14 protein-coding genes and 7 pseudogenes are annotated in these 19469 nt (G+C 59.1%); 13 read left to right on the top strand and 8 right to left on the bottom strand.

Translation table 11 applies throughout. From position 1 onward, the window contains the following. The first annotated feature begins 4 nt into the window (after positions 1-4). The 6 genes and pseudogenes from DMX12_RS01685 (at position 5) to DMX12_RS01710 (ending at position 3975) form a co-directional block, all read left to right on the top strand. Positions 5-898 carry a GGDEF domain-containing protein gene (locus DMX12_RS01685; RefSeq protein WP_176464243.1) on the top strand — a complete coding sequence of 298 codons (894 nt, stop codon included), beginning with the start codon at positions 5-7 and terminating at the stop codon, positions 896-898. Positions 899-926: 28 nt separating this feature from the next. Next, entirely contained in the window at positions 927-1010 is an 84-nt protein-coding gene (locus DMX12_RS29370) for a hypothetical protein (protein ID WP_193759561.1), read from the top strand. 11 nt (positions 1011-1021) lie between these two features. Then, positions 1022-1510, top strand: a complete 489-nt coding sequence (locus DMX12_RS01695) for a phosphate-starvation-inducible PsiE family protein (protein ID WP_047290147.1) — start codon at positions 1022-1024, stop codon at positions 1508-1510. Next, positions 1497-2460: pseudogene (locus DMX12_RS01700) on the top strand (zinc metalloprotease HtpX). The gene DMX12_RS01695 and the pseudogene DMX12_RS01700 overlap by 14 nt, the downstream one beginning before the upstream one ends. 19 nt (positions 2461-2479) lie before the next feature. After that, positions 2480-2965, top strand: a pseudogene (locus DMX12_RS01705) (S1C family serine protease); the annotation flags it as partial. Between the two features lie 26 nt (positions 2966-2991). Then, entirely contained in the window at positions 2992-3975 is a 984-nt protein-coding gene (locus DMX12_RS01710) for an IS5 family transposase (protein ID WP_110675900.1), read from the top strand. A gap of 202 nt (positions 3976-4177) precedes the next feature. Here the strand turns inward: DMX12_RS01710 and DMX12_RS01715 are convergent, their stop codons facing one another. After that, positions 4178-5167: a zinc-dependent alcohol dehydrogenase family protein gene (locus DMX12_RS01715; protein ID WP_034113311.1), complete on the bottom strand. Its 990-nt coding sequence runs from the start codon at positions 5165-5167 to the stop codon at positions 4178-4180. 141 nt (positions 5168-5308) lie between these two features. On the opposite strand from DMX12_RS01715, the gene DMX12_RS01720 reads away from it, so the two are divergent. The 7 genes and pseudogenes from DMX12_RS01720 to DMX12_RS01750 all read left to right on the top strand — a co-directional run bounded on the left by DMX12_RS01720 (position 5309) and on the right by DMX12_RS01750 (position 12585). Then, entirely contained in the window at positions 5309-6205 is an 897-nt protein-coding gene (locus DMX12_RS01720) for a LysR family transcriptional regulator (RefSeq protein ID WP_110675902.1), read from the top strand. Positions 6206-6301: 96 nt separating this feature from the next. Further along, a pseudogene (locus DMX12_RS01725) lies at positions 6302-6682 on the top strand (transposase); the annotation flags it as partial. Further along, positions 6682-8825: pseudogene (locus DMX12_RS01730) on the top strand (molybdopterin cofactor-binding domain-containing protein). The pseudogenes DMX12_RS01725 and DMX12_RS01730, both read left to right, overlap by 1 nt. Positions 8826-8835: 10 nt before the next feature. Beyond that, positions 8836-10031 (top strand): annotated as a pseudogene (locus DMX12_RS01735) (cytochrome c). Next, positions 10027-11253: pseudogene (locus DMX12_RS01740) on the top strand (XdhC family protein). Before DMX12_RS01735 ends, DMX12_RS01740 begins: the two co-directional pseudogenes overlap by 5 nt. A 28-nt stretch (positions 11254-11281) precedes the next feature. Further along, positions 11282-11620 (top strand): putative quinol monooxygenase, encoded by a 339-nt coding sequence (locus tag DMX12_RS01745; RefSeq protein WP_110675904.1) that lies wholly within the window; start codon positions 11282-11284, stop codon positions 11618-11620. Continuing rightward, the gene (locus DMX12_RS01750; RefSeq protein WP_110675906.1) at positions 11617-12585 is read left to right on the top strand and encodes a GTP 3',8-cyclase MoaA; all 969 of its coding nucleotides are present in this window, start codon (positions 11617-11619) and stop codon (positions 12583-12585) included. The genes DMX12_RS01745 and DMX12_RS01750 overlap by 4 nt, the downstream gene beginning before the upstream one ends. Here the strand turns inward: DMX12_RS01750 and DMX12_RS01755 are convergent. The 7 genes and pseudogenes from DMX12_RS01755 to tnpB all read right to left on the bottom strand — a co-directional run bounded on the left by DMX12_RS01755 (position 12563) and on the right by tnpB (position 19458). After that, entirely contained in the window at positions 12563-13162 is a 600-nt protein-coding gene (locus tag DMX12_RS01755; protein ID WP_110675907.1) for an NTP transferase domain-containing protein, read from the bottom strand. The genes DMX12_RS01750 and DMX12_RS01755 overlap by 23 nt on opposite strands. A 283-nt stretch (positions 13163-13445) precedes the next feature. Next, positions 13446-13751: a helix-turn-helix transcriptional regulator gene (locus DMX12_RS01760; RefSeq protein WP_015275824.1), complete on the bottom strand. Its 306-nt coding sequence runs from the start codon at positions 13749-13751 to the stop codon at positions 13446-13448. 138 nt (positions 13752-13889) lie between these two features. After that, positions 13890-14873 carry an LLM class oxidoreductase gene (locus tag DMX12_RS01765; RefSeq protein ID WP_110675909.1) on the bottom strand — a complete coding sequence of 328 codons (984 nt, stop codon included), beginning with the start codon at positions 14871-14873 and terminating at the stop codon, positions 13890-13892. Positions 14874-14939: 66 nt separating this feature from the next. After that, positions 14940-16064, bottom strand: coding sequence for an alkene reductase (locus tag DMX12_RS01770; RefSeq protein ID WP_110676001.1), 1125 nt, complete (start codon positions 16062-16064; stop codon positions 14940-14942). Between the two features lie 63 nt (positions 16065-16127). After that, the gene (locus tag DMX12_RS01775) at positions 16128-17627 is read right to left on the bottom strand and encodes an aldehyde dehydrogenase family protein (RefSeq protein ID WP_110675911.1); all 1500 of its coding nucleotides are present in this window, start codon (positions 17625-17627) and stop codon (positions 16128-16130) included. 238 nt (positions 17628-17865) lie between these two features. Continuing rightward, positions 17866-19096 (bottom strand): annotated as a pseudogene (locus tag DMX12_RS01780) (IS66 family transposase). Between the two features lie 107 nt (positions 19097-19203). After that, on the bottom strand, positions 19204-19458 hold the full coding sequence (gene tnpB, locus DMX12_RS01785; RefSeq protein WP_256598379.1) for an IS66 family insertion sequence element accessory protein TnpB: 255 nt from the start codon (positions 19456-19458) through the stop codon (positions 19204-19206). Positions 19459-19469: the final 11 nt, after the last annotated feature.

A 19469-nucleotide genomic window follows, 5' to 3' on the forward strand; every position in this document is an offset into this window, starting at 1 on the left:
ACTGATGGTGTCGCTACTTGCCAATATTGGCATGGCGGTTGCGCTATGGCGTTTTGTTCGTACCAATCGCCAGAGGCGTGACGAGCTGAAGCATCGCCAACAAGCGCAAATCGATGACAAGGAACGGATCGCCATCGCCCTGGAGGGCGCAGGGCTGGGATTCTGGGAGTGGGATATCGCTACCGACAGCTTCAGGCTTTCTGCCCGCAGTCTGGCGATGTTCGGCTTGACCTCCGACGAGGAGGTTGGCGCCACCCATGCCGCATGGCAAGCGCGTACTCACCCGGAGGATTTGCCGGTCGCTCTGGCAAAGGTGCGCGCTTACCAAGAAAACCCGTCGGAGCGATTGGAGTGCGAGTACCGCGTTCGTCATCGATCTGGCGTTTGGATTTGGGTGCTGGATCGCGGCCGTTGGCTGGGTGGCGCGGGCAGGCAACTGATAGTCGGCACTCTGCTCGACATCTCTTCTCGCAAGGAAATGGAGCAGCAGTTGCTGCGTATGGCGATCACCGACCCCTTGACCGGCTTGTCGAACCGGCGGGCTTTTAACGAACGATTACAGCTGGAATGGGAGCGCCTCAAACGCAGCACCGAGATACAAGCAGCACTTGTGCTCTGCGACATCGATCACTTCAAGCGTATCAATGACACCTATGGACACGGATGCAGCGATGAGGTGCTCAAGCACTTTGCTTCACGGTTGAGGGAACATGTTCGCGCAACCGACATGGCTGCCCGGATTGGGGGGGAGGAATTCGCTGTGTTGTTGGAAGCGGCATCGATAGAAGACGCCCAAGTATGGGCGGAGCGATTTCGTCAGGACACTGCGGCGACAGCGGTGGTGTGTGGAGAGGTGTCGATCAGCTATAGCGCCAGCATGGGGGGAGGCTCTCCTTGACCCCCGTTTGCACTCTGTCGAGCAGGTGATGCAGCAGGCGGACAGCGCGCTCTACCAGGCAAAAAGACAAGGGCGCAACCAAGTTGTGGGTGCACAAGTATTTCAGAATTGAGAGGAGTGGCGATGAAGGAAAAGCAAGCAGACCCGATCAAAACATTTCGCGCCCAATGGGCAGTGATGACGTTCTACGAGCGCTTCGAACAGGTGATCGCGCTCGCGCTGTCCGCAATCATTGCCGTGATTATCGTGGTCTCGCTGCTGCAGCTGATCTCGATCGTCTTCAGCCTGCTGATCATTGATGCGTTCAATCCGCTCGATCACAAGGTCTTCCAGACCGTGTTCGGCATGATCATGACGCTGCTCATCGCCATGGAGTTCAAGCATTCCATCGTGCGGGTGGCCTTGCGGCGCGACAGCATCATCCAGGTCAAGACGGTGATCCTGATCGGGCTGATGGCCCTGGCGCGTAAATTCGTGATCCTCGACCCGGAGACCGGCCCCGCCAAGGTCGCGGCGCTCGCAGGCGCGACACTGGCCCTCGGGGCGACTTACTGGCTGCTGCGCGAGCGCGATGACCGGACAGCCGGGGAAAGCTCAGATGATCAGTCGTGATCTGCGCCACGCGCAGAATGTCGGCGCGCGGCATCGCTGGCTCAATCGCCTGCAAACCGCGCTGTTGGTGCTGACCCTGCTCGGGATTGCCGCCGTCGCTGGCAGCCTGCTGTTGGGTGACGGCGGGCTTTGGCTGGCGCTTGCGGCCGCGGGGTTCACCCTGCTGCTCGAACCGGCGGCCGCCTCCGGGCTGACCTTGCGGCTGTATGGCGCACGCCCCCTGCACCCGGATGAAGCGCCCGATCTTTGGGCTGTGTTGCGCGGAACTGGCGGCGCGGGCCGGGCTGCCTGCCGTGCCGGTACCGCACTACGTGCCCAGCGGGGTCGTCAACGCCTTCGCCACCGGTTCGAAGCATCACGCGGCCATCGCGCTGACCGACGGCCTGCTGCGTAGCCTCACGCCCCGCGAGTTGACCGGCGTGCTCGGCCACGAAATCGCGCATATTGCGAACGAGGATTTGCGTGTCATGGGCTTGGCCGATTCCATCAGCCGGCTCACCCATCTTCTAGCCTTGTTGGGGCAGCTTGCGATCGTGCTCAGCTTGCCAGCGCTATTGCTTGGAGTCACGGAAGTCAATTGGCCCGCGTTGCTTCTACTGGCGGTCGCGCCACAGCTAGCCTTGCTGGCTCAGTTGGGCTTGTCCAGGGTGCGCGAATTCGACGCCGACCGGCTCGCTGCCGAATTGACCGGCGACCCGCACGGGCTGGCCTCGGCGCTCGCCAAGATCGAGCGGGTGAGCCGCTCCTGGCGCGCCTGGCTGCTGCCCGGATGGGGCAATCCGGAACCCTCCTGGTTGCGCACGCATCCGGCGACGGCTGAACGCATTGAGCGCTTGCTGGAACTTGCTCCGCCGCCCGCGATGCCGCCGTTTCCATCGGCCCGTTTCGTCCCCGAGGTGACCGTATCACCACGTCCGCCACGCTGGCGCACCGGCGGCCTTTGGCGCTGATTTCAACATGGAGAATGACGTGACCTACCCCGACCCCTACAGCCGCCCGGCGCCGGACCGCTTCAGCCGGCGCTGGCTCGTCATCACTGGCTGCATCGCCGCACTCATGCTGCTGTGGCAGTTCCTGCCCGCCATCGAAGCCTGGTTCAGTCCCCACGAAACGCAGGAGCGCACGGTGACGCCGCGCGGCGACCTGGCCGCCGACGAAAAAACCACCATCGAGCTGTTCGAAAAATCGCGCGGGTCGGTGGTTTACATCACCACGGCACAACTAGTGCGTGACGTCTGGTCGCGCAATGTCTTTTCCGTGCCGCGCGGCACCGGCTCCGGCTTCATCCGGGACGATGCCGGCCACGTGGTGACCAACTTCCACGTGATCCAGGGGGCATCGTCTGCCACGGTCAAACTGGCCGACGGTCGCGATTATCAGGCTGCGCTCGTTGGCGCCAGTCCTGCGCACGACATCGCGGTACTCAAGATTGGCGTCGGCTTCACCCTCCGTCCAACTACCCTCTACAAGCCCTCCATCCCATGAGTCAGATGAGCTTTTCCGATTTCGAGTACGCCGGTAAGCGCAAGCAAACCCGTCGCGAGCGTTTCCTGGCCGAGATGGAGCAGGTGGTACCGTGGAGCGGTTTGGTGGCATTGATCGAGCCGCACTACCCAAAGGCTGGCGGTGGTCGCAAGCCGTATCCACTGGAAACCATGCGACGTATTCATCTGCTGCAGAACTGGTTCTCGTTGAGCGACCCAGCCATGGAAGAGGCGCTTTATGAGATCACTTCGATGCGCCAGTTTGCTCGCCTGACGCTCAGTGCTCCGATCCCCGAAGACACGACAATCATGAATTTCCGGCACCTGCTGGAGAAGCACGAACTGGCCTCGGGGATTCTGGAAACCATCAACAATTACCTGCGCGACAAGGGGCTGTCGTTGCGCCAGGGCACCATCGTCGATGCCACCATCATCCACGCTCCCTGTTCGACCAAGAATAAGGAAGGTAAACGCGATCCTGAAATGCACCAGACGAAGAAGGGTAATCAGTATTTCTTCGGCATGAAGGCGCATATCGGTGCCGATGCTGAGTCGGGCCTGGTGCACCACGTCCACGGCACAGCGGCGAATGTGGCTGATGTAACAGAGGTCGCCGACCTGTTGCATGGCGATGAAAACGTTGTCTGTGCCGATGCGGGTTATACCGGCGTCGAGAAACGGCCGGAGCATGAGGGGCGGCCGGTGATCTGGCAGATTGCGGCTCGTCGTAGCACCTACAAGCACTTGAGCAAACGCAGCGTGCTCTACAAAGCCAGACGCAAGATCGAGAAGGTCAAAGCGCAGGTGCGAGCAAAGGTCGAGCATCCATTTCGTGTGATCAAGCGCCAGTTCGGTTATATGAAGACCCGCTTCCGTGGCTTGGCCAAGAACACGGCGCAATTGACCACGCTGCTTGCCCTGTCGACTCTGTGGATGGCACGCCGCCAATTATTGTCTGGTGCGGGAGAGGTGCGCCCGTGAGGGCAGATAACCAAGGCGTTGCCTTGATTATCCAATAATCAGCGTCTGAAATCGGGCTTTTCGTCGTTCCCAAGCCGTCCATTTTCGGATGATGAGTAACTTGTTCGGAGTTTCCCTAACGCGGTGTGGTAGCTGCTGACGAGTCGGGAGCAGTGCGGTGAAGCGGGGCCGAGAATTACGCTCTCAGCCCCTTAAATGCCGGTCAGACAGTTACCACGATTTTGCCGATTTGTTGATTGGCTTCAAGGAAGCGGTGGGCATTCTGAATGTCGCTAAGCGCGAATGTCTTGGCGATGATCGGGCGCAACGCACGAGATTTCAGCCCATGCAGAATAAAAGCCTTCGCTCTTTCCAAGGCTTCAAGGTCGGCCACAATTTCTGCATAGATATAGCCCTTCAAGGTCAAGCTTTTGCCCAGCACGGTAAACAGTGGGAATGGCGTCGGCTCAGAGCTAAGCGCGCCGTATTCCAGCAAGATTCCGCCTCGCGCCATGCTCTGCGTGAGGGGTTCAAAGGACGGCCCGCCTACAGGATCGAACACAACACGGGCGCCTTGACCGGCAGTTGTCGCCATAACACGCTCGACGATGTCCTCTTCATCACTGACGATGACGTGCGCAGCGCCAGCATCAAGTAGGGCTTGCTTCTTCGCGCTGGTGCGAGTGATCGCAATCGATGTGGCTCCGACCATACGAGCAAGTTGCAAGGCGGCCAGGCCAACACTGCTTGATGCAGCGGTGACGATGACAAAGTCGTCCTGCCGCAGCTTTGCTTGTTCGATCAATGCACCCCAAGCGGTAACGTACTGCATCCAAGACGCAGCAGCCTCTTCGAAGGATAAGTTTTCAGGACTCTTTACCACCAGGTGAGCCGGTACATTGGCCAGCTCGCCGTAAGTGCCCCATCGAGCGATATCCAAAGGCGGGATTACAGCGACCTCGTCACCAATCTTGATCTCCGTTACGTCGCTACCAACTGAAACCACGATGCCTGCGGCCTCGTAGCCTAAGCGGCTGGGGAACTCGGCATCCTGTAGGTAGGCGTGATTGCGAAACATCACTTCGGCCCGGTTCAAGCCAATAGCTTTAACGCCAATCTGCACCTCGTTTGGTGCCGGTGCCGAAACCTCCAAATCTTCCAGCTTCAGAACGCTGGCATCACCGTATTCGTGGATTCTGACAATGCGTGCCATGTTGGATACCTCGTTTATTAATGGGCCTCGATGTAAATCCGGAATGTTCTCCGGCCACTCGAAGGGTGACGAGAATTTAGACATTGATAAGGAGGGGATAAAGGCCTACGATGGCTCATTACTAGAAACATGGTGTTTATAATGGATCGTCTAACGCAGATGGCTACGTTCGTCAAAACGGTTGAGCTGGCTTCATTCAGCGCCGCTGCGGACGATCTGAACCTGTCCCCTCAGTTGGTAGGGAAACAGGTAAAAATGCTCGAGCAACATCTCGGTGTCTCCCTACTGCTACGGACAACTCGCAGGCAAAGCCTTACTGACTTCGGCAGGACGTTCTACCAGCGCGCGAAACTAATCCTTGCAGACATGCAGTCCGCCGAGAGCCTGGCTGCCCTTGCTCGTGGCACACCAATCGGTCGCCTTCGTATCAACGCACCGGTCACGTTCGGAATTCGCGCGCTTTCGCCACGCCTGCTGGAATACATGGTTCGATATCCACAGGTGTCTATTGACCTGACTCTATCGAACGAGCTGGTCGATATCGTCGATCATGGTTACGACGTGGTCTTTCGCATCGGCGAGCTGGTGAACAGTGGGTTGAAGGCGATGCCGCTGGAGCCCTATCAAATGGTTTTGTGCGCTGCGCCGTCCTACCTTGCACGTCGCCCTCCCATCACGAATCCATGGGATCTACAGCAGCAGGAGTGTCTGGGTTTTACCTATTCTGATGGTCGTTCGCACTGGAGCTTCGACAGCCAAGAGGGGCGTATCGATGTTCCAATTACAAGCAAATTGATGATTAATCAGGGTGATCCACTGCTGGTAGCAGCTGTAGCGGGTTTGGGGGTAGTTCTACAGCCGATAGAACTGGTTAGCGATGCGTTGCGTGATGGGACGTTGGTGCGTCTGCTACCGCAGTACCCGGTGCCGACCACCCCAATGCATATGCTTTACGCCCCTGACCAAAGAATGACCCCAAAGCTGCGCAGCTTCTTGGAGTTCGCACGTGAGGCGTTTGGGCAACGTGGGCCTCTCTAATTACAGGAGAATCAACGTCCGCTAATGGCCCAGGCTGTGTGAAAACGCCAGTGATTGTCTAACCTTCTGATCGTCGAGATCGTAGCGGGGGCGACCATGAAGCGATTCATTGAAGGTGAGGCTCGGACGCAAATCACCTTGCTGCCTGAGTGCTTGGACGATTACGTAGCCGAAGAAAATCCAGTGCGCGTGGTCGATGTTTTTGTCGATGAACTCGACCTGGGCGCCCTTGGTTTTGAGGGCGTCGATCCTGCCGCAACTGGTCGTCCGGCTTATCACCCATCGGTGTTGCTGAAGATCTATATCTAAGGCTATCTCAATCGGATTCAGTCCAGCCGCCGGCTTGAACGTGAGGCCGAGCGCAACGTCGAGTTGATGTGGCTAACGGGGCGTTTGGCTCCGGACTTCAAAACCATTGCCGACTTTCGCAAAGACAATGGCAAAGCCATTCGTAGCGTAACGAAACGACTGTTGATATGTCTCGCCGCCGCCCTTGCAGGGCAGCGGTATCGCCCTCGGTGGCTTGGTGTTGAGTACCTGGCTACCGCCGCTGGTGGCCAAAAGCGCAGCCGCCGAGGCGGCTGCGGCAGGTCGGCTTGGTGATCACTCCGCGGAGGATTACGGTGCCTTTGTCCGCGTTGGCCCCGATGGCGTGGTCACGGTGATCTCGCCGAAAATTGAAATGGGCCAGGGTGCGCAAACCGGTATTGCCATGATGGTCGCAGAGGAGCTGGAAGTGCCCCTGGATCAGGTGGTGATCCAGGAAGCGCCACCGAACTCGGCGCTGTATACCGACAGCCTGATGCAGTTTCAGGCCATCGGTGGTTCGACTTCTACTCGTGTTACCTGGGAGCCGCTGCGTCGGGCGGGCGCTACGGCGCGCATCCTGTTGATCCAGGCGGCTGCTCTGCAATGGCGCGTCGCGCCGAGCCTGTGCCATGCGCAGAACGGCCAGGTGTTTGGCCCCAATGGCCTGCAGGCGGCCTATGGCGACTTGGTCGAGGCGGCTGCGACGCTGCCATTGCCCGACGCAGTGCCGCTGAAAACCCCCGAGCAGTTCAAGTTGCTGGGCACCCCCGCGCAGCGTCTGGATACGCCTGCGAAGGTCAACGGCAAGGCGCACTTTACCATCGACCTGCAAATCCCCGGCATGCTGGTGGCCTCCAGTATCACCTGTCCGGTGTATGGCGGGCGGCTGCTCAACGTTGATGACAGTCAGGCGCGACGAGTGCCTGGGGTGCGCGACATCGTGCGCCTGGACAATGCCGTGGCCGTCACCGCGAGCAACTTCTGGGGCTGTCAGCAGGCCATCAGGGCGCTGAAGATCGAGTGGGACCTCGGCCCACATGCCGCGATTGGTTCAGCGCAGTTGGACCAGGAGCTGCTCGCCGCCAGTAGCCGTGATGGCGTGGTCGCCAAGCGCAGCGGCGACATTGAGCAAGCCAAGCAGCAATCGGCCAGCCAGTTCGAAGCGGTTTACGAGCAGGCGCTGTTGTCCCATTCGCCGCTTGAACCCATGAGTTGTGTGGCCCATGTGCGCAAAGATGCCTGCGAGCTGTGGGTCGGCACCCAAGTGCCGGTGTTTGCCCAGCAGACGGCCGCCCAAGTCACCGGGTTGCCCGTGGAAAAAATCCAGGTGCACAACCAATTGATCGGTGGCGCATTCGGCCGGCGTCTGGAGTTTGATTTCATCACCCAAGCGGTGGCCATCGCACGCCAGGTCGATTACCCGATCAAGCTGATCTGGAGCCGTGAGGAGGACATGACCCACGACCTCTACCGGCCGCTGTATGCCGACCGTATGCAGGCCGCTCTCGACGAGCAGGGACGGCCGCTGGGTTGGGAGCACCGCATCGCCGGCGCCTCGATTCTTGCCCGTTATGTCGGCAGCTTGCCGCCCAATGGCGTGGATAGTGATGCCGTGGAAGTGGCGGTAGACCCCATCTACAGCCTGGCGCATTTGCAGGTTCGTTATATCCGCCAGGAGCCGAGCGTTGTGCCCGTGTCCTGGTGGCGCGGCACCTATGCCCTGGAGTGTTTTATTGATGAGCTGGCGCACAACGCCAAGGCCGACCCGGTTGCCTACCGCCTGGAACTGATGGCGGAGCAGCTACGTGCCCAGGCGGTGCTGCGTTTGCTGGCCGAAAAGACTGATTGGAATAATTCGTTGCCCGCAGGGCTGGGGCGTGGTGTGGCGGTCAGTGCGGTGTTCGGCAGCTATGTGGCGACCTTGGTTGAACTGGAGATGCAGGGCAACTTGGGCATACGCATCAAGCGGCTGGTCAGTGTGGTGGATTGCGGCTTTGCGACTAACCCGACCTCGGTTAAGGCGCAGATCGAGGGCGGCACGCTGTTCGGCCTGTCCGCCTCGCTATTCAACGAAATCCTCATCGAAAACGGCCAGGTGCAGCAGACCAACTTCCACAACTACCGGCAGCTGCGCATCAGCGAAGCGCCGGCGGTGGAGGTGCACCTGCTGCCTAGCTTGGAGGCGCCGGGTGGCGTCGGCGAGGCCGGTACTGCGTTGATCGGTCCAGCCCTGGTCAACGCCCTGTTCGCCGCAACGGGCCAGCGCATTCGTCGCTTGCCGCTGAGCCGTTTCGGCTACTACCCGGTTTAAGGAGCACCTGATGAAATTAATAAGCAACCTACTGCTGCTCGCCAGCGCTGCTCTGCTGGCGCAAGCGGCCTATGCCCAGGACGATTCGCTGGCTAAGGGTGAATACCTGACGATACCGTGCCCTGCGGTGAACCTTTCGCCGGAGGCGTTGAGTTCAAGCTGCCGTTCGGCTCGCTGTTTTCGCCCAACATTACCCCGGACACGCAAACCGGCATCGGTGCATGGACCGATGACGAGTTCGTCAGTGCGCTGCAGGCCGGCATTGGCCGTGACGGCAAGCACTACTACCCGGCGTTTCCCTATACCTCCTACAGCAAGATGTCGCGCGATGACATCCTCGCGATCAAGGGTTATCTCGACAGCCTGGAACCGGTCGAGCAAGCACCGCGCGAAAACCACATCGGCTTCCCGTTCAATCAGCGCTGGGGCATGGTTTTCTGGAATTTGCTGTTCCTTAACGATGAGCCATTTCAGGCGGACAGCCAGCGCTCTGCTGAGTGGAATCGCGGCAAATACCTCGTCGAAGGGCCGGGTCACTGCGGCGAATGCCATTCACCGCGCAACCTGTTCCAGGCTGTCAGCAGCGAGCGCTCGCTGGCCGGTAATCTGATCCGGGGTTGGAACGCCTACAACATCAGTGCCGACCCCGTGCACGGCATTGGTGCCTGGCCCACGGACGTGCTAGCTGGCTATTTGAAGGATGGCGCAGCGCCAGGCCTGGGTTCGTCTTCAGGGCCCATGGCGGAGGTGGTGGAAAGCAGCTTGCTCCACCTGACCGACGCTGACCGTCAGGCGATTGCAGTGTTCCTCAAGGACTCGCCACCGCCCAGTGAAGGCGTGCCTCGCCCGCAGCAGGTCACGCTTGCAGAACCGGGCAGCGGCAATGCACTCGGCAACAAGCTGTTCGCCGAAGCCTGCGCCAGTTGCCACCGCTGGGACGGCACGGGCAACCAGAGCCAGACGGCCATGCTGCTGGCCTTGAAGACGGTCAACGATCCGGCCGCCAGCAACTTGCTCGGCATTCTGTTGAGTGGCCACGGTGCCGCCGAGGCCACAGTGAATCGGCGTATGCCATCGTTCGGCAGCATTTATACCGATCAAGAGTTGGCCGCGTTGAGCAGCTTTATGTTGCAGCGTTTCGGCGAGAGTGGTGCGCAGGTTTCGGTGCCGGCTGTGGCTAAGCGCCGGACCGAGCCCCTGCATTGAGCGGAGGTTCTGCAGGTCGGGCCTGAACACATTGCTGGATGCGCTCCTGGCCGAGCGCGAGGCTGGCCGCGAAGCGGTGCTTGCGACTGTTGTCAAGGTCGAAGGTTCGGCGTATCGGCGGCCCGGTGCGCGCATGCTGGTGTCGCGCTTCGGCCGGCCCGAGGGCACCATCAGTGGCGGCTGCCTGGAGGCGGAAGTGGCGAAAAAGGCTTGGTAGCTGACCGAAGCCGGGCCGGCGCTGCGCAGTTACAGCATCGCAGAGGCGGATGACGCCAGCGAGGAAGCGCTGAGCTTCGGCCTGGGCTGTAACGGCAAGGTTCACGTGCTGTTCGAGCGCCTGCCGGCCGGCCCTTGCGCCTTGGTCGATGCTTTGGTCAGCGTGCGCGACCGCCAGCAGCCTGCGGCCATCGCCACGGTAATCGCAAGCTCGGGCGCGGCTGCGCCACGCTCAGGCGAGCGTTTGTGCTTGATGCCTGGGCAGGAGGCCGCGGGCGAGTTGCTGCGCTCGGTGCTGGTGGAGCAAATCAGCGCCAACCTGCAGCAGACCTTGCTGCGCGGCAAGTCATCCCGTGGTCTCTACCCGAATGGTCTCGGCGAAGTGGAAGTGCTTCTGGAGTACCTGCCGCCGGTGCGGCGTCTGGTGATATTCGGCGCGGGCCATGATGCCCAGCCGCTGGTGCGCATGGCCAAGCTGTTGGGTTGGCATGTGACGGTGATCGACGGCCGGGCGCACTTTGCCCGGGCCGAGCGTTTTGCCGAGGCTGACCAGGTGCTGGTCGGCGATGTTGAGCAGCCTTTCGATTACCACGAGCTGGTGCGCGGGGCTGCGGTAGCGGTGATGACCCACAGCCTGGTGCAAGACGCGCATTGGCTACAGGGTGTGTTGTACAGTGAACCCTGCTATGTCGGTCAGTTGGGACCGCGTGAGCGCACCGAGCGCTTGTTGGCCGGCATCCACGAACAATTGGCTAAACCGCAGGACGAGCTGCCGGGGCTGGAATGTTTGCATTATCCGATCGGCCTGGACCTGGGTGGCGACACCCCGGAAAGCGTGGCCATGGCGGTGCTGGCGGAAATTCAGGCAGTGCTCAACGGCCGCAATGACGGCAGCCTGCGCTTCAGATCTGCGAGCATCCATGACAGCGACCCTGTACTGATGGCTGGCCGGGATCAAACGGATGTTGCGGCAGAAGGTTGTCGGCTGGTGGCCGTGCAGCGGTAACAATTTATCAACCGAGGAACCCATCAGCATGAGTCAAGCCATACGCGTTGTAGCGATACTGATAGCCAAAGCTGGCAAAGAGTCGCAGGTCGAGCAGATTCTGCGCGCCTGTGTGCAACCATCGCGCGCCGAAGACGACTGCCTGTCTTACGTCCTGAATCGCTGTATTGAACAGGCCGGGCGTTTTTTCTTCGTCGAGCGCTGGGCCAGCCATGAGGCGATAGCGCGCCATCGGCAGATGCCACATTACACGGCCATGGCCAATGCCTTGGGCGAGCTGCTAAGCGATCGTCAGGTTTATGTGCTTGAAGCGCTGGCGGAGGATATCGAACCCGTCATTGATCCCCGTACGGGCGTTGTCGGGTGATAGTTGATCGACATGGTCGGCGTTTTCGCAAACTTCGTCTGAGCCTGACTGCCGCATGCAATTACGCCTGCACCTACTGTGTGTCCGATGGCCGTCGCTTGGTGGCCGCACGCGATGAGCTGACGGCCGCGTCGATGCTGCGTGCCGTCGAGTTGCTCAGGGATGTTGCCGGGGTTGAGGAACTGCGCATTACCGGCGGCGAGCCGCTGCTGAGTGACCGGCTGGAGCCCTTTCTGCAGGGCATAGGTAAGCTGGCGTTGCAGGACATTAGCGTGACCACCAATGGCCAGTTGCTGGCCAGCAAACTGCCGTTATTGCGCAGCGCCGGCATCCAGCGGCTCAATGTGTCCCTCGATACGCTCGACCCGAGTGCCTTCCGCACGATCGCCAAGGGCGGCGACCTGCAGACGGTGCTCAACGGCATTGAGCAGGCGCGCCGAGCCGGCATGAGCATCAAGATCAACATGGTGCCGATGCGTGGTAGCAACCTCGATCAAGTTTTGCCCATGTTGGCGTTCTGCCTTCAGCAGGGCTACGAATTGCGTTTTATCGAACTTATGCGCATGGGCCATCTGGCCCAGAATGCAGAGGCTTTTCGTACCCAGTTCGTCGGCCAGCGCGAGCTGCTGGAGCTTATCGGCGAGCGTTATGCCTTCACCCAGGCTGAGGCGCCGGTAGACTCCACTGCGCTGCGTTATAGCGTTGGCGAGCGCGGGGCGTTCGGCATCATTGCCAACGAAAGCGCGCCCTTTTGCCGGAGCTGCAGCCGTCTGCGCCTGTCGTCTACCGGCAGTTTATACGGATGTCTGTCATCCAATCGCGGGCACTTTATGGGCACGCTGTTGGATCTGCCGACTGAGCAGGCACAGCCGCAGCTCACCGCGTTGCTCGGCCGTGCGCTGGCGGACAAGCAGGACGCTACGTTTACCGGCAGCGCGCTGATTATGAAATCGGTGGGTGGCTGAGGTCGTCCGGCCTATCGACGTCCCGCAGAATGCCGTGGTCATCGAGCGTCACGGCAATCACCTGTTGCGCATGGCTGGCGATCAAGCCCCTGGCCCCATTGTCGCCTTGCAGTTGCATCAGCTCCGGCCAGAAGCGCCGGCCGAACAACACCGGGTGGCCGCGCTGACCCTCGCAGTAAGCCACGACGATATGTTCTGCGTCGGCCTGCGCTCGCAGTTGCCGCAGGGTGGCGGCAGAAATCCACGGCATATCTCCAAGCAGCACCGCCGCCGCAGTGGCCTGCGAGTGTGCCAGGCTCTGGATGCCGGCAGCCAGGCTTGAGCCCATGCCCTGTTTGGCGTGGGCCGCACGTACCAGCTGAACGCCAGGCGGTATAGCCAGGGCCTGGGCATCGTCCTCGGCTTTTAGCACGACTCGAACATCACTGAAGGCTTCTTGCGTGCGCAGCACTGTTGCGCGTAGCAGGCTGTTGCCGTCGGCCAGCTTGGCGCAGCGTTTGTCGCTGCCGAAGCGCTGCCCGGTGCCGGCGGCGAGTACCAGGCCAATACACTCAGGGTTGCGGCGCGGTTCTGTCATGTTGAAAATCTATGTTGCCCCCTAAAGAAGGTTGGCCGTAGAAGAGCACTTGAAGGGCTTCGCGTCCCTCTCTGGACTGTGCTGTCTTTTGCGTGTATGGCCCCTGATTTCAGCGTTGTCAAGTGGCAGTTTTGCTATAGGAGCGTTTTTTCCGCGCACCGCATCACTGGTAATGCTGTTCGATCACTCGAAGCTTCGGATGATCTGATCGTTATTTGGTCAGATTGCTGTTTTTGACATCGGCAAAGACTGAAATCAGTCAGAAATACAAGGGTGTGCAGCCCTAGATTCTTTCTTGCAGCGCCTTGAAGAAGGCATCGATATTCTCATCGTGGCGTTTGTAGTAGGTCCAGGGGCCGATCCGCTGCGATGTCACCAATTGCGCGCGCTGTAGAGCTGCGAGATAAAGCGATGTCGTTGACTGCGAGAGGCCCGTGCGCTCTTGGATGATACTGACGCACACGCCTACCGTTTCTGGGTCGACCTCCTGCTCAGGAAAGACTGTCCTGGGATCCTTGAGCCAATTGAGGATGGCAAGACGCATCGGGTTCGCCAATGCTTTCAGGGCTTCGTTGACGTCAATAGTCATAAATTTTGTGATACCTGTTTTTTACGATATCTAGATATTTTCCTGGTTCGCGCATCAAATTGGAAGGCTTCGCCGTGTTCTCTGCGCGCCTGCCCGTCGCAATGACTGGCTGGTTTGGACTGGAACCCTATTGTCCTGTCAGGTAGAACTATCGGGCACCTGTGCGCCGAATTGCGGGACGATATGCTTGCCAATTTCCTCGATAACCTCTGCTGTGGGGCGTTTACCATACTTGAGGTTCAGGATGACGTGATCTACACCTATTTCCTGAAGTGTATCCAGCAAGGCCCGGAGGTGGTTACGTCCTAGTCGGAATCCTAGATGGATATGCGAGGGCGGCGTGGATGGATGTTTGTCCAGGTCGATATAAAGCGATTGCAAGAACGGCTTGTAGATAGTGCCACACTGTTTAATTATTTCCTGTCGCCAATCCTCCACGATCAGTCGCTGTATTTTTGGCGGACGTGGATAGTTAATCCATCCATGGCTTTCACGTGCGATCCAATCGAGCGGCTGGCGGCTGTGTCCGGTTACGAACAGCGGTATTTCCCGAGTCGTAGGTTTGGGAACGAGGTCGGCCCCCAGTAACTCGCCGTGACTCCAGCGAATCGGCTCGAAGTGTGTTCGATGGGCTTGGCGTATCACATTGAAGTTTTCTTGAAAGGTCTCGCCACGCTTTTCTGGATCAATGCTGAATGCGGGAAACTCCACGGGACGATCGCCAGAGGCTACTCCCAGGAGCAAGCGACCTCCGCTCAACTGATCAATGCTCGCTGCGGCCTTTGCCGTGTGCAAGGGATTACGCAAAGTAAGGGCGATGGAGGCGGTACCTAGTGCTATTTTTTTTGTATGGGCTGCCATGTAGCCCAGATACACCCAAGGGTCGAAAACCTGGCCGACATCGCCGAAGTTTGGGTCCCTGAGTGGGACGTCGCGAAACCAGAGCGCCGAAAAACCAAGTTCCTCTGCACGTTTGGCCAGCGCGACCTGACCTAGCATGCTCGGTGTATCACCTTCGAAAGCCTCTAGGGGAAAGAACAGCCCCAGGCTTAGATGACCCTGCCTGAAGGTTCGTTTGAATCCCCTATGCTCTTGGTAGGGGATCGTGCTCGGTTGGTACATGTTTAACTTCCTCGGTCAGCAAATGCTGAGCCACGCCCCTGAGTTATGGGGCGTGGCATTGAGCGTTTAGAATTTGTAAATCGGGTAGTCGGTGTAGCCCTTATCGGTACCGCCGTACATGCTGCTTGGATCCACTGGGTTAAGCGGCCAGTTGTGGGCGATACGAGCCGGCAGGTCGGGGTTCGCAATGAAGGGGCGACCAAAAGCGATCAGGTCGCCCCAGCCAGCTTTTATCACGCGATTTCCTCGTTCAGCGGTGTACTTGCCGGCATAGAGAATCTTGCCGCTGAAGGTCTTACGAACATCTTCCCGGAACGTCTCAGGCAACTCGGGTGCGTTTTCCCAATCGGCTTCGGCGAGCGACAGGTAGGCAATGCCCACTTCCTCGAGGATCTTCACTGCCTCGATGTAGGTTTGGTGAGGATCTTCTTCGACCAGGCCAAGGTATACGCGGTCTTCGTCTGTGGTCGCGAACAGCGGGGCGAAGCGAACGCCCATGCGCTCCTTGCCGACGACACCAGCAACGGCGACGGTGATTTCGCGCAGGAAGCGAAGACGGTTCTGCAGCGAACCGCCATATTCATCATCACGCTGGTTGGTATGGGCCGAAATGAACTGGTTTACCAGGTACCCGTTCGCGCAGTGAAGCTCCACCCCGTCAAAACCTGCGTCCAACGCATTTCGGGCTGCTTGGGCGTAGAGCTCAACCAGTTCCTTTACCTCCTTGGTGGACAGGGCTCGTGGGGTCGATGGGTCGGCCAGTACACCCGTGCCGGGGCCAGTTTCGATGAACACCTTGACGTTGTCCGCGCGGATGGCTGATGGCGCGACGGGCGCTTCACCACCGGGTTGCAGCGATGTGTGCGACACGCGGCCTACATGCCAAAGTTGAGCAAAGATCACCCCCCCTTCGGCGTGAACAGCGTCGGTGACCTTACGCCAGCCTTGTATCTGTTCTGGGCTATGAATGCCGGGCGTCCAGGCATAACCCTGTCCTCGGGGTTCGATCTGTGTGCCCTCGGTCACCATGAAGCCAGCACAGCTGCGCTGACGGTAATATGTGGCCATTAGGTCGTTCGCAATATTGCCGGGTTGGGAGCTGCGCGAACGCGTCAGTGGCGGCAGAACGATACGGTTTTTGAGGGTGTATGGGCCCAGCTGAGTGGTTTTGAAAAGTTCTGATTGTGTCATTTCGTTTACCTGCATATCTAAAATATTCGATGTTATAGATCAAAAAAACATGCCTCAACGAGGTCAGAAGAGCCCAAGCGGTGCTTCGTTGAGGTTGACGTAGATGTTCTTCTTCTGGCTGTAGGCTTCCAGCATTGACTTGTGAGTTTCCCGTCCTAGGCCAGATTTCTTATATCCACCAAAGGGAGCATGGGCAGGGATCTCATGGTAGGTATTTACCCACATACGTCCGGTTTCCACCGCGCGAGCCACACGTAACGCCCGGTTGATGTCTTGGGTCCAGACTGCACCGGCTAGGCCGTACTCGGAGTCGTTTGCCATGGCGATGACCTCCGCTTCATCCTTGAAAGCAATGACGCACAGAACAGGGCCGAAAATTTCCTGGTAGGCGACGCGCATATCGTTGCGAACACCGACCAGAATCGTTGGCTGGATGAAGAAGCCGGCATCGTAATTGGCACCTGTGAGACGACTGCCGCCGATCAGTACCTCAGCACCTTCCTGTTTGGCGATATCGACGTAGCCGAGGATCCGTTCCATCTGGGACTTGCTGACCTGTGCACCCATCATGGTGTCCGGGTTCAGTGGGTCACCCACACGCACAGCTTCGAACTTATGCTTGAGCTCAGCTAGGAATCGTTCGTAGATGGATTCGTGAACGAACAGCCGTGCGCCGGATTCGCAGACTTGGCCTTGGTTCCACAGGATGGCGAGGACTTCGCCTTCCACGGCCTTGTCCCAGTTCGCATCGGGGAAAACGATGTTGGCCGACTTGCCGCCCAGTTCAAGGGTGGCGGGAATGATTTTCTTCGCTGCCGCATTGGCGACGAGTTCGCCGACACGCGTCGAGCCGGTGAAGGCAAGCTTGCGCAGGTCCGGATGATCCAGTAACGCCTGTCCAACTGTGGTGCCTAAGCCTGTGACGATGTTGACCACGCCGGCTGGAAGTACCTTAGCGAAGATCTTCGCCAGTTCGAGGATGGTTACCGGGGTCAGCTCGGAGGGTTTGATGACTACGGTGTTACCCGCTGCGATGGCCGGAGCGATCTTCCAGGCGGCCATAAGCAGCGGGAAGTTCCACGGAATCACTTGGCCCACAACGCCGAGGGGTTCACTGAGGGCGATGCTGAGTGTTTGCTCATCCAGCATGACCGCCTCATCTGATTGGCTGCGGATTACGCCGGCGAAGTAACGGAAGTGATCAATTGCCAGCGGGATGTCGACGGAGCGACTTTCACGAATGGGTTTACCTACATCAAGTGTTTCCAGAACGGCGAACCGATCGGCATCGGCTTCCAGCAGGTCGGCGATCTTCAACAACGCATTGGCGCGTTCCGCAGGTGAGGTGGTACGCCAGGTCACGAAGGCGCGCTGTGCGGCCTGCACAGCGCGGTCAACGTCGGCAGCTGTGGCGTTTGGGGTGTTGGTGAGAATTTCTCCGTTAGCGGGGTTGATAATGTCGAGGGTTTCACCGTATTCGTCCGAAACCCACTGGTTGTCAATAAACAGGCCGTATCTGCTGTCGGGAAGGTGATTCGGATGGGTATCGCTGGAATCTTTCATGGGAGGGCTCCTGAGGTTTCTAGCGCGGGTTACGAGTTCAGGCTATTCGCAATATTCATATATGTCAATATTGCGGTATTGGTTCTGGCGCGTATGCATATTTCCACGCCCTTGCAGCTCACCTCTGGATCAGCGGGGAATACGCCGTGCTTTGCGCCAGGGTTGCCTATGCAGCCAGCTCCCTTGATTTTTTGAGTGCGATCCATGAACCCCACCTTCCGTCAGATGGGGCTTCGACTTACCGTGGCATCTCTGGCGAGCAGTTCCACGGCAGCAGCGCCTCGTAGTCCTCTACCGATGAGGTATGCGGCAACCGCTCCTATACGTGGCGCAGCCACGTATAGGGCTCTTGGCCGTTGACCTTCGCGGTCTCGACCAAGCTGTAGATCTGCGCACTGGCCGTCGCACCCTTGGGGGTGTCGCTGAACAACCAGGCCTTGCGCCCGATGACAAATGGCTTTATCGCACGCTCTGCCAGGTTATTGTCGATCGGCAAATGGCCTGCCTCGACGTAGCGCTCCAGCCGGCTCCAGTTGTTCGCCAGATAGTGCACCGCCTTGCCCAGCACGCTTTGCGGCGTGACCTAGGACTCCGTTTTATCCAGCCAGCTGTTCAACTGCCCGAGAATCGGCAGGCTTCGTTCCTGGCGCCCGATGAATGGCTGTTCATCGCTGGCATCCTTGAGATCGTGTTCGATGCCATACAGCTTGTTGATCATCGCCAGCGCCACGTCGGCACGTCCCGTCTTGCCCTTGGGCTGCACTTTCTGCGTTTCGACGAACTTACGCCGGGCATGCGCCATGCACGCCAGCCGTTCAACGCCTGGCTGTAACGCCAGGGCGTGTAATCAGCGTAATCATCGGTCACGACATAACCGCGATAGCCCTCCAGCAGGCGCAGCGGCACCTCCTGCGCGCGGCTGGTGATGTAATCGAACAGCACGACTTGTCGGTCAGGCGGGCCGCTGGCCTGCACCCACATCCAGGATTGACTGGTCGGATCACGATCCGGCTCTTTGAGTACGAACACGCGTGTTTGATCACACGGATCTGCATCGGCACGATGTCGAGTTGTTCGCTGGTTTGCTCGCCAATCACGTGTTTGCGGCAACCACAGGCGCAAGTCAGTTCGTGCTCGGGTAAGTCATGAATGACTTCAATGCGTGGCAGGTCAGCCGACAGTGGTTTACGTTTGCCGCGCTGCTTGGTTGGCGCAACAACTTCTTCATCCGCATCATCAGCGGCAGCTACCCACTGGCTTTCGGGTTCGATGAACAACGCCAGTTGGGGCGTATTGGACTCGACGGTTTGCTCCGACTTACGATTGAACAGGCGGTCGCGCAGCAGCTTGACCTGTTCTTTAAGATCAACGATCTGGTCTTTGTCGACCGTGCGCTCGGCCAACAACTGCGCAAGCAGTTGTTTGAGCGCGGCAGGGTCGTCAGGAGGGTTATCGGGCACTGAAATCATGGCCCGGATTATACCGGGTCAGGCGACGAAACGGGGTGTCAGAACCTGATGCGGACGGTTGCACCAGAGATCGAAACCGTCGAATAGCCAATTCAGTTCCTGGACGGTCAGAACGATGGCTTCGTCGGTGACGTCGGGCGTGGTTTGAAACGCTCGGCCTCGAGGCGCTTGAGCCAAAGGCAGAATCCGTTGCGCTCCCAGTACAACACCTTGATGCGGTTACGGGCTTTATTGAGGAAGACGAAAAGTACCGGGTCGAACACGGCGACCTTGATATCCAGTTCGACCAGGGCAGTGAGGCCGTCGATGGATTTTCGAAAGTCCATGGGCTTGGGGTAAAGGTAGACTAATGAGATGGTCACCCTCACACCCT

This window comes from Pseudomonas sp. MB-090624 (assembly GCF_003205245.1).
Taxonomy (GTDB): Bacteria; Pseudomonadota; Gammaproteobacteria; order Pseudomonadales; family Pseudomonadaceae; genus Aquipseudomonas; species Aquipseudomonas juntendi.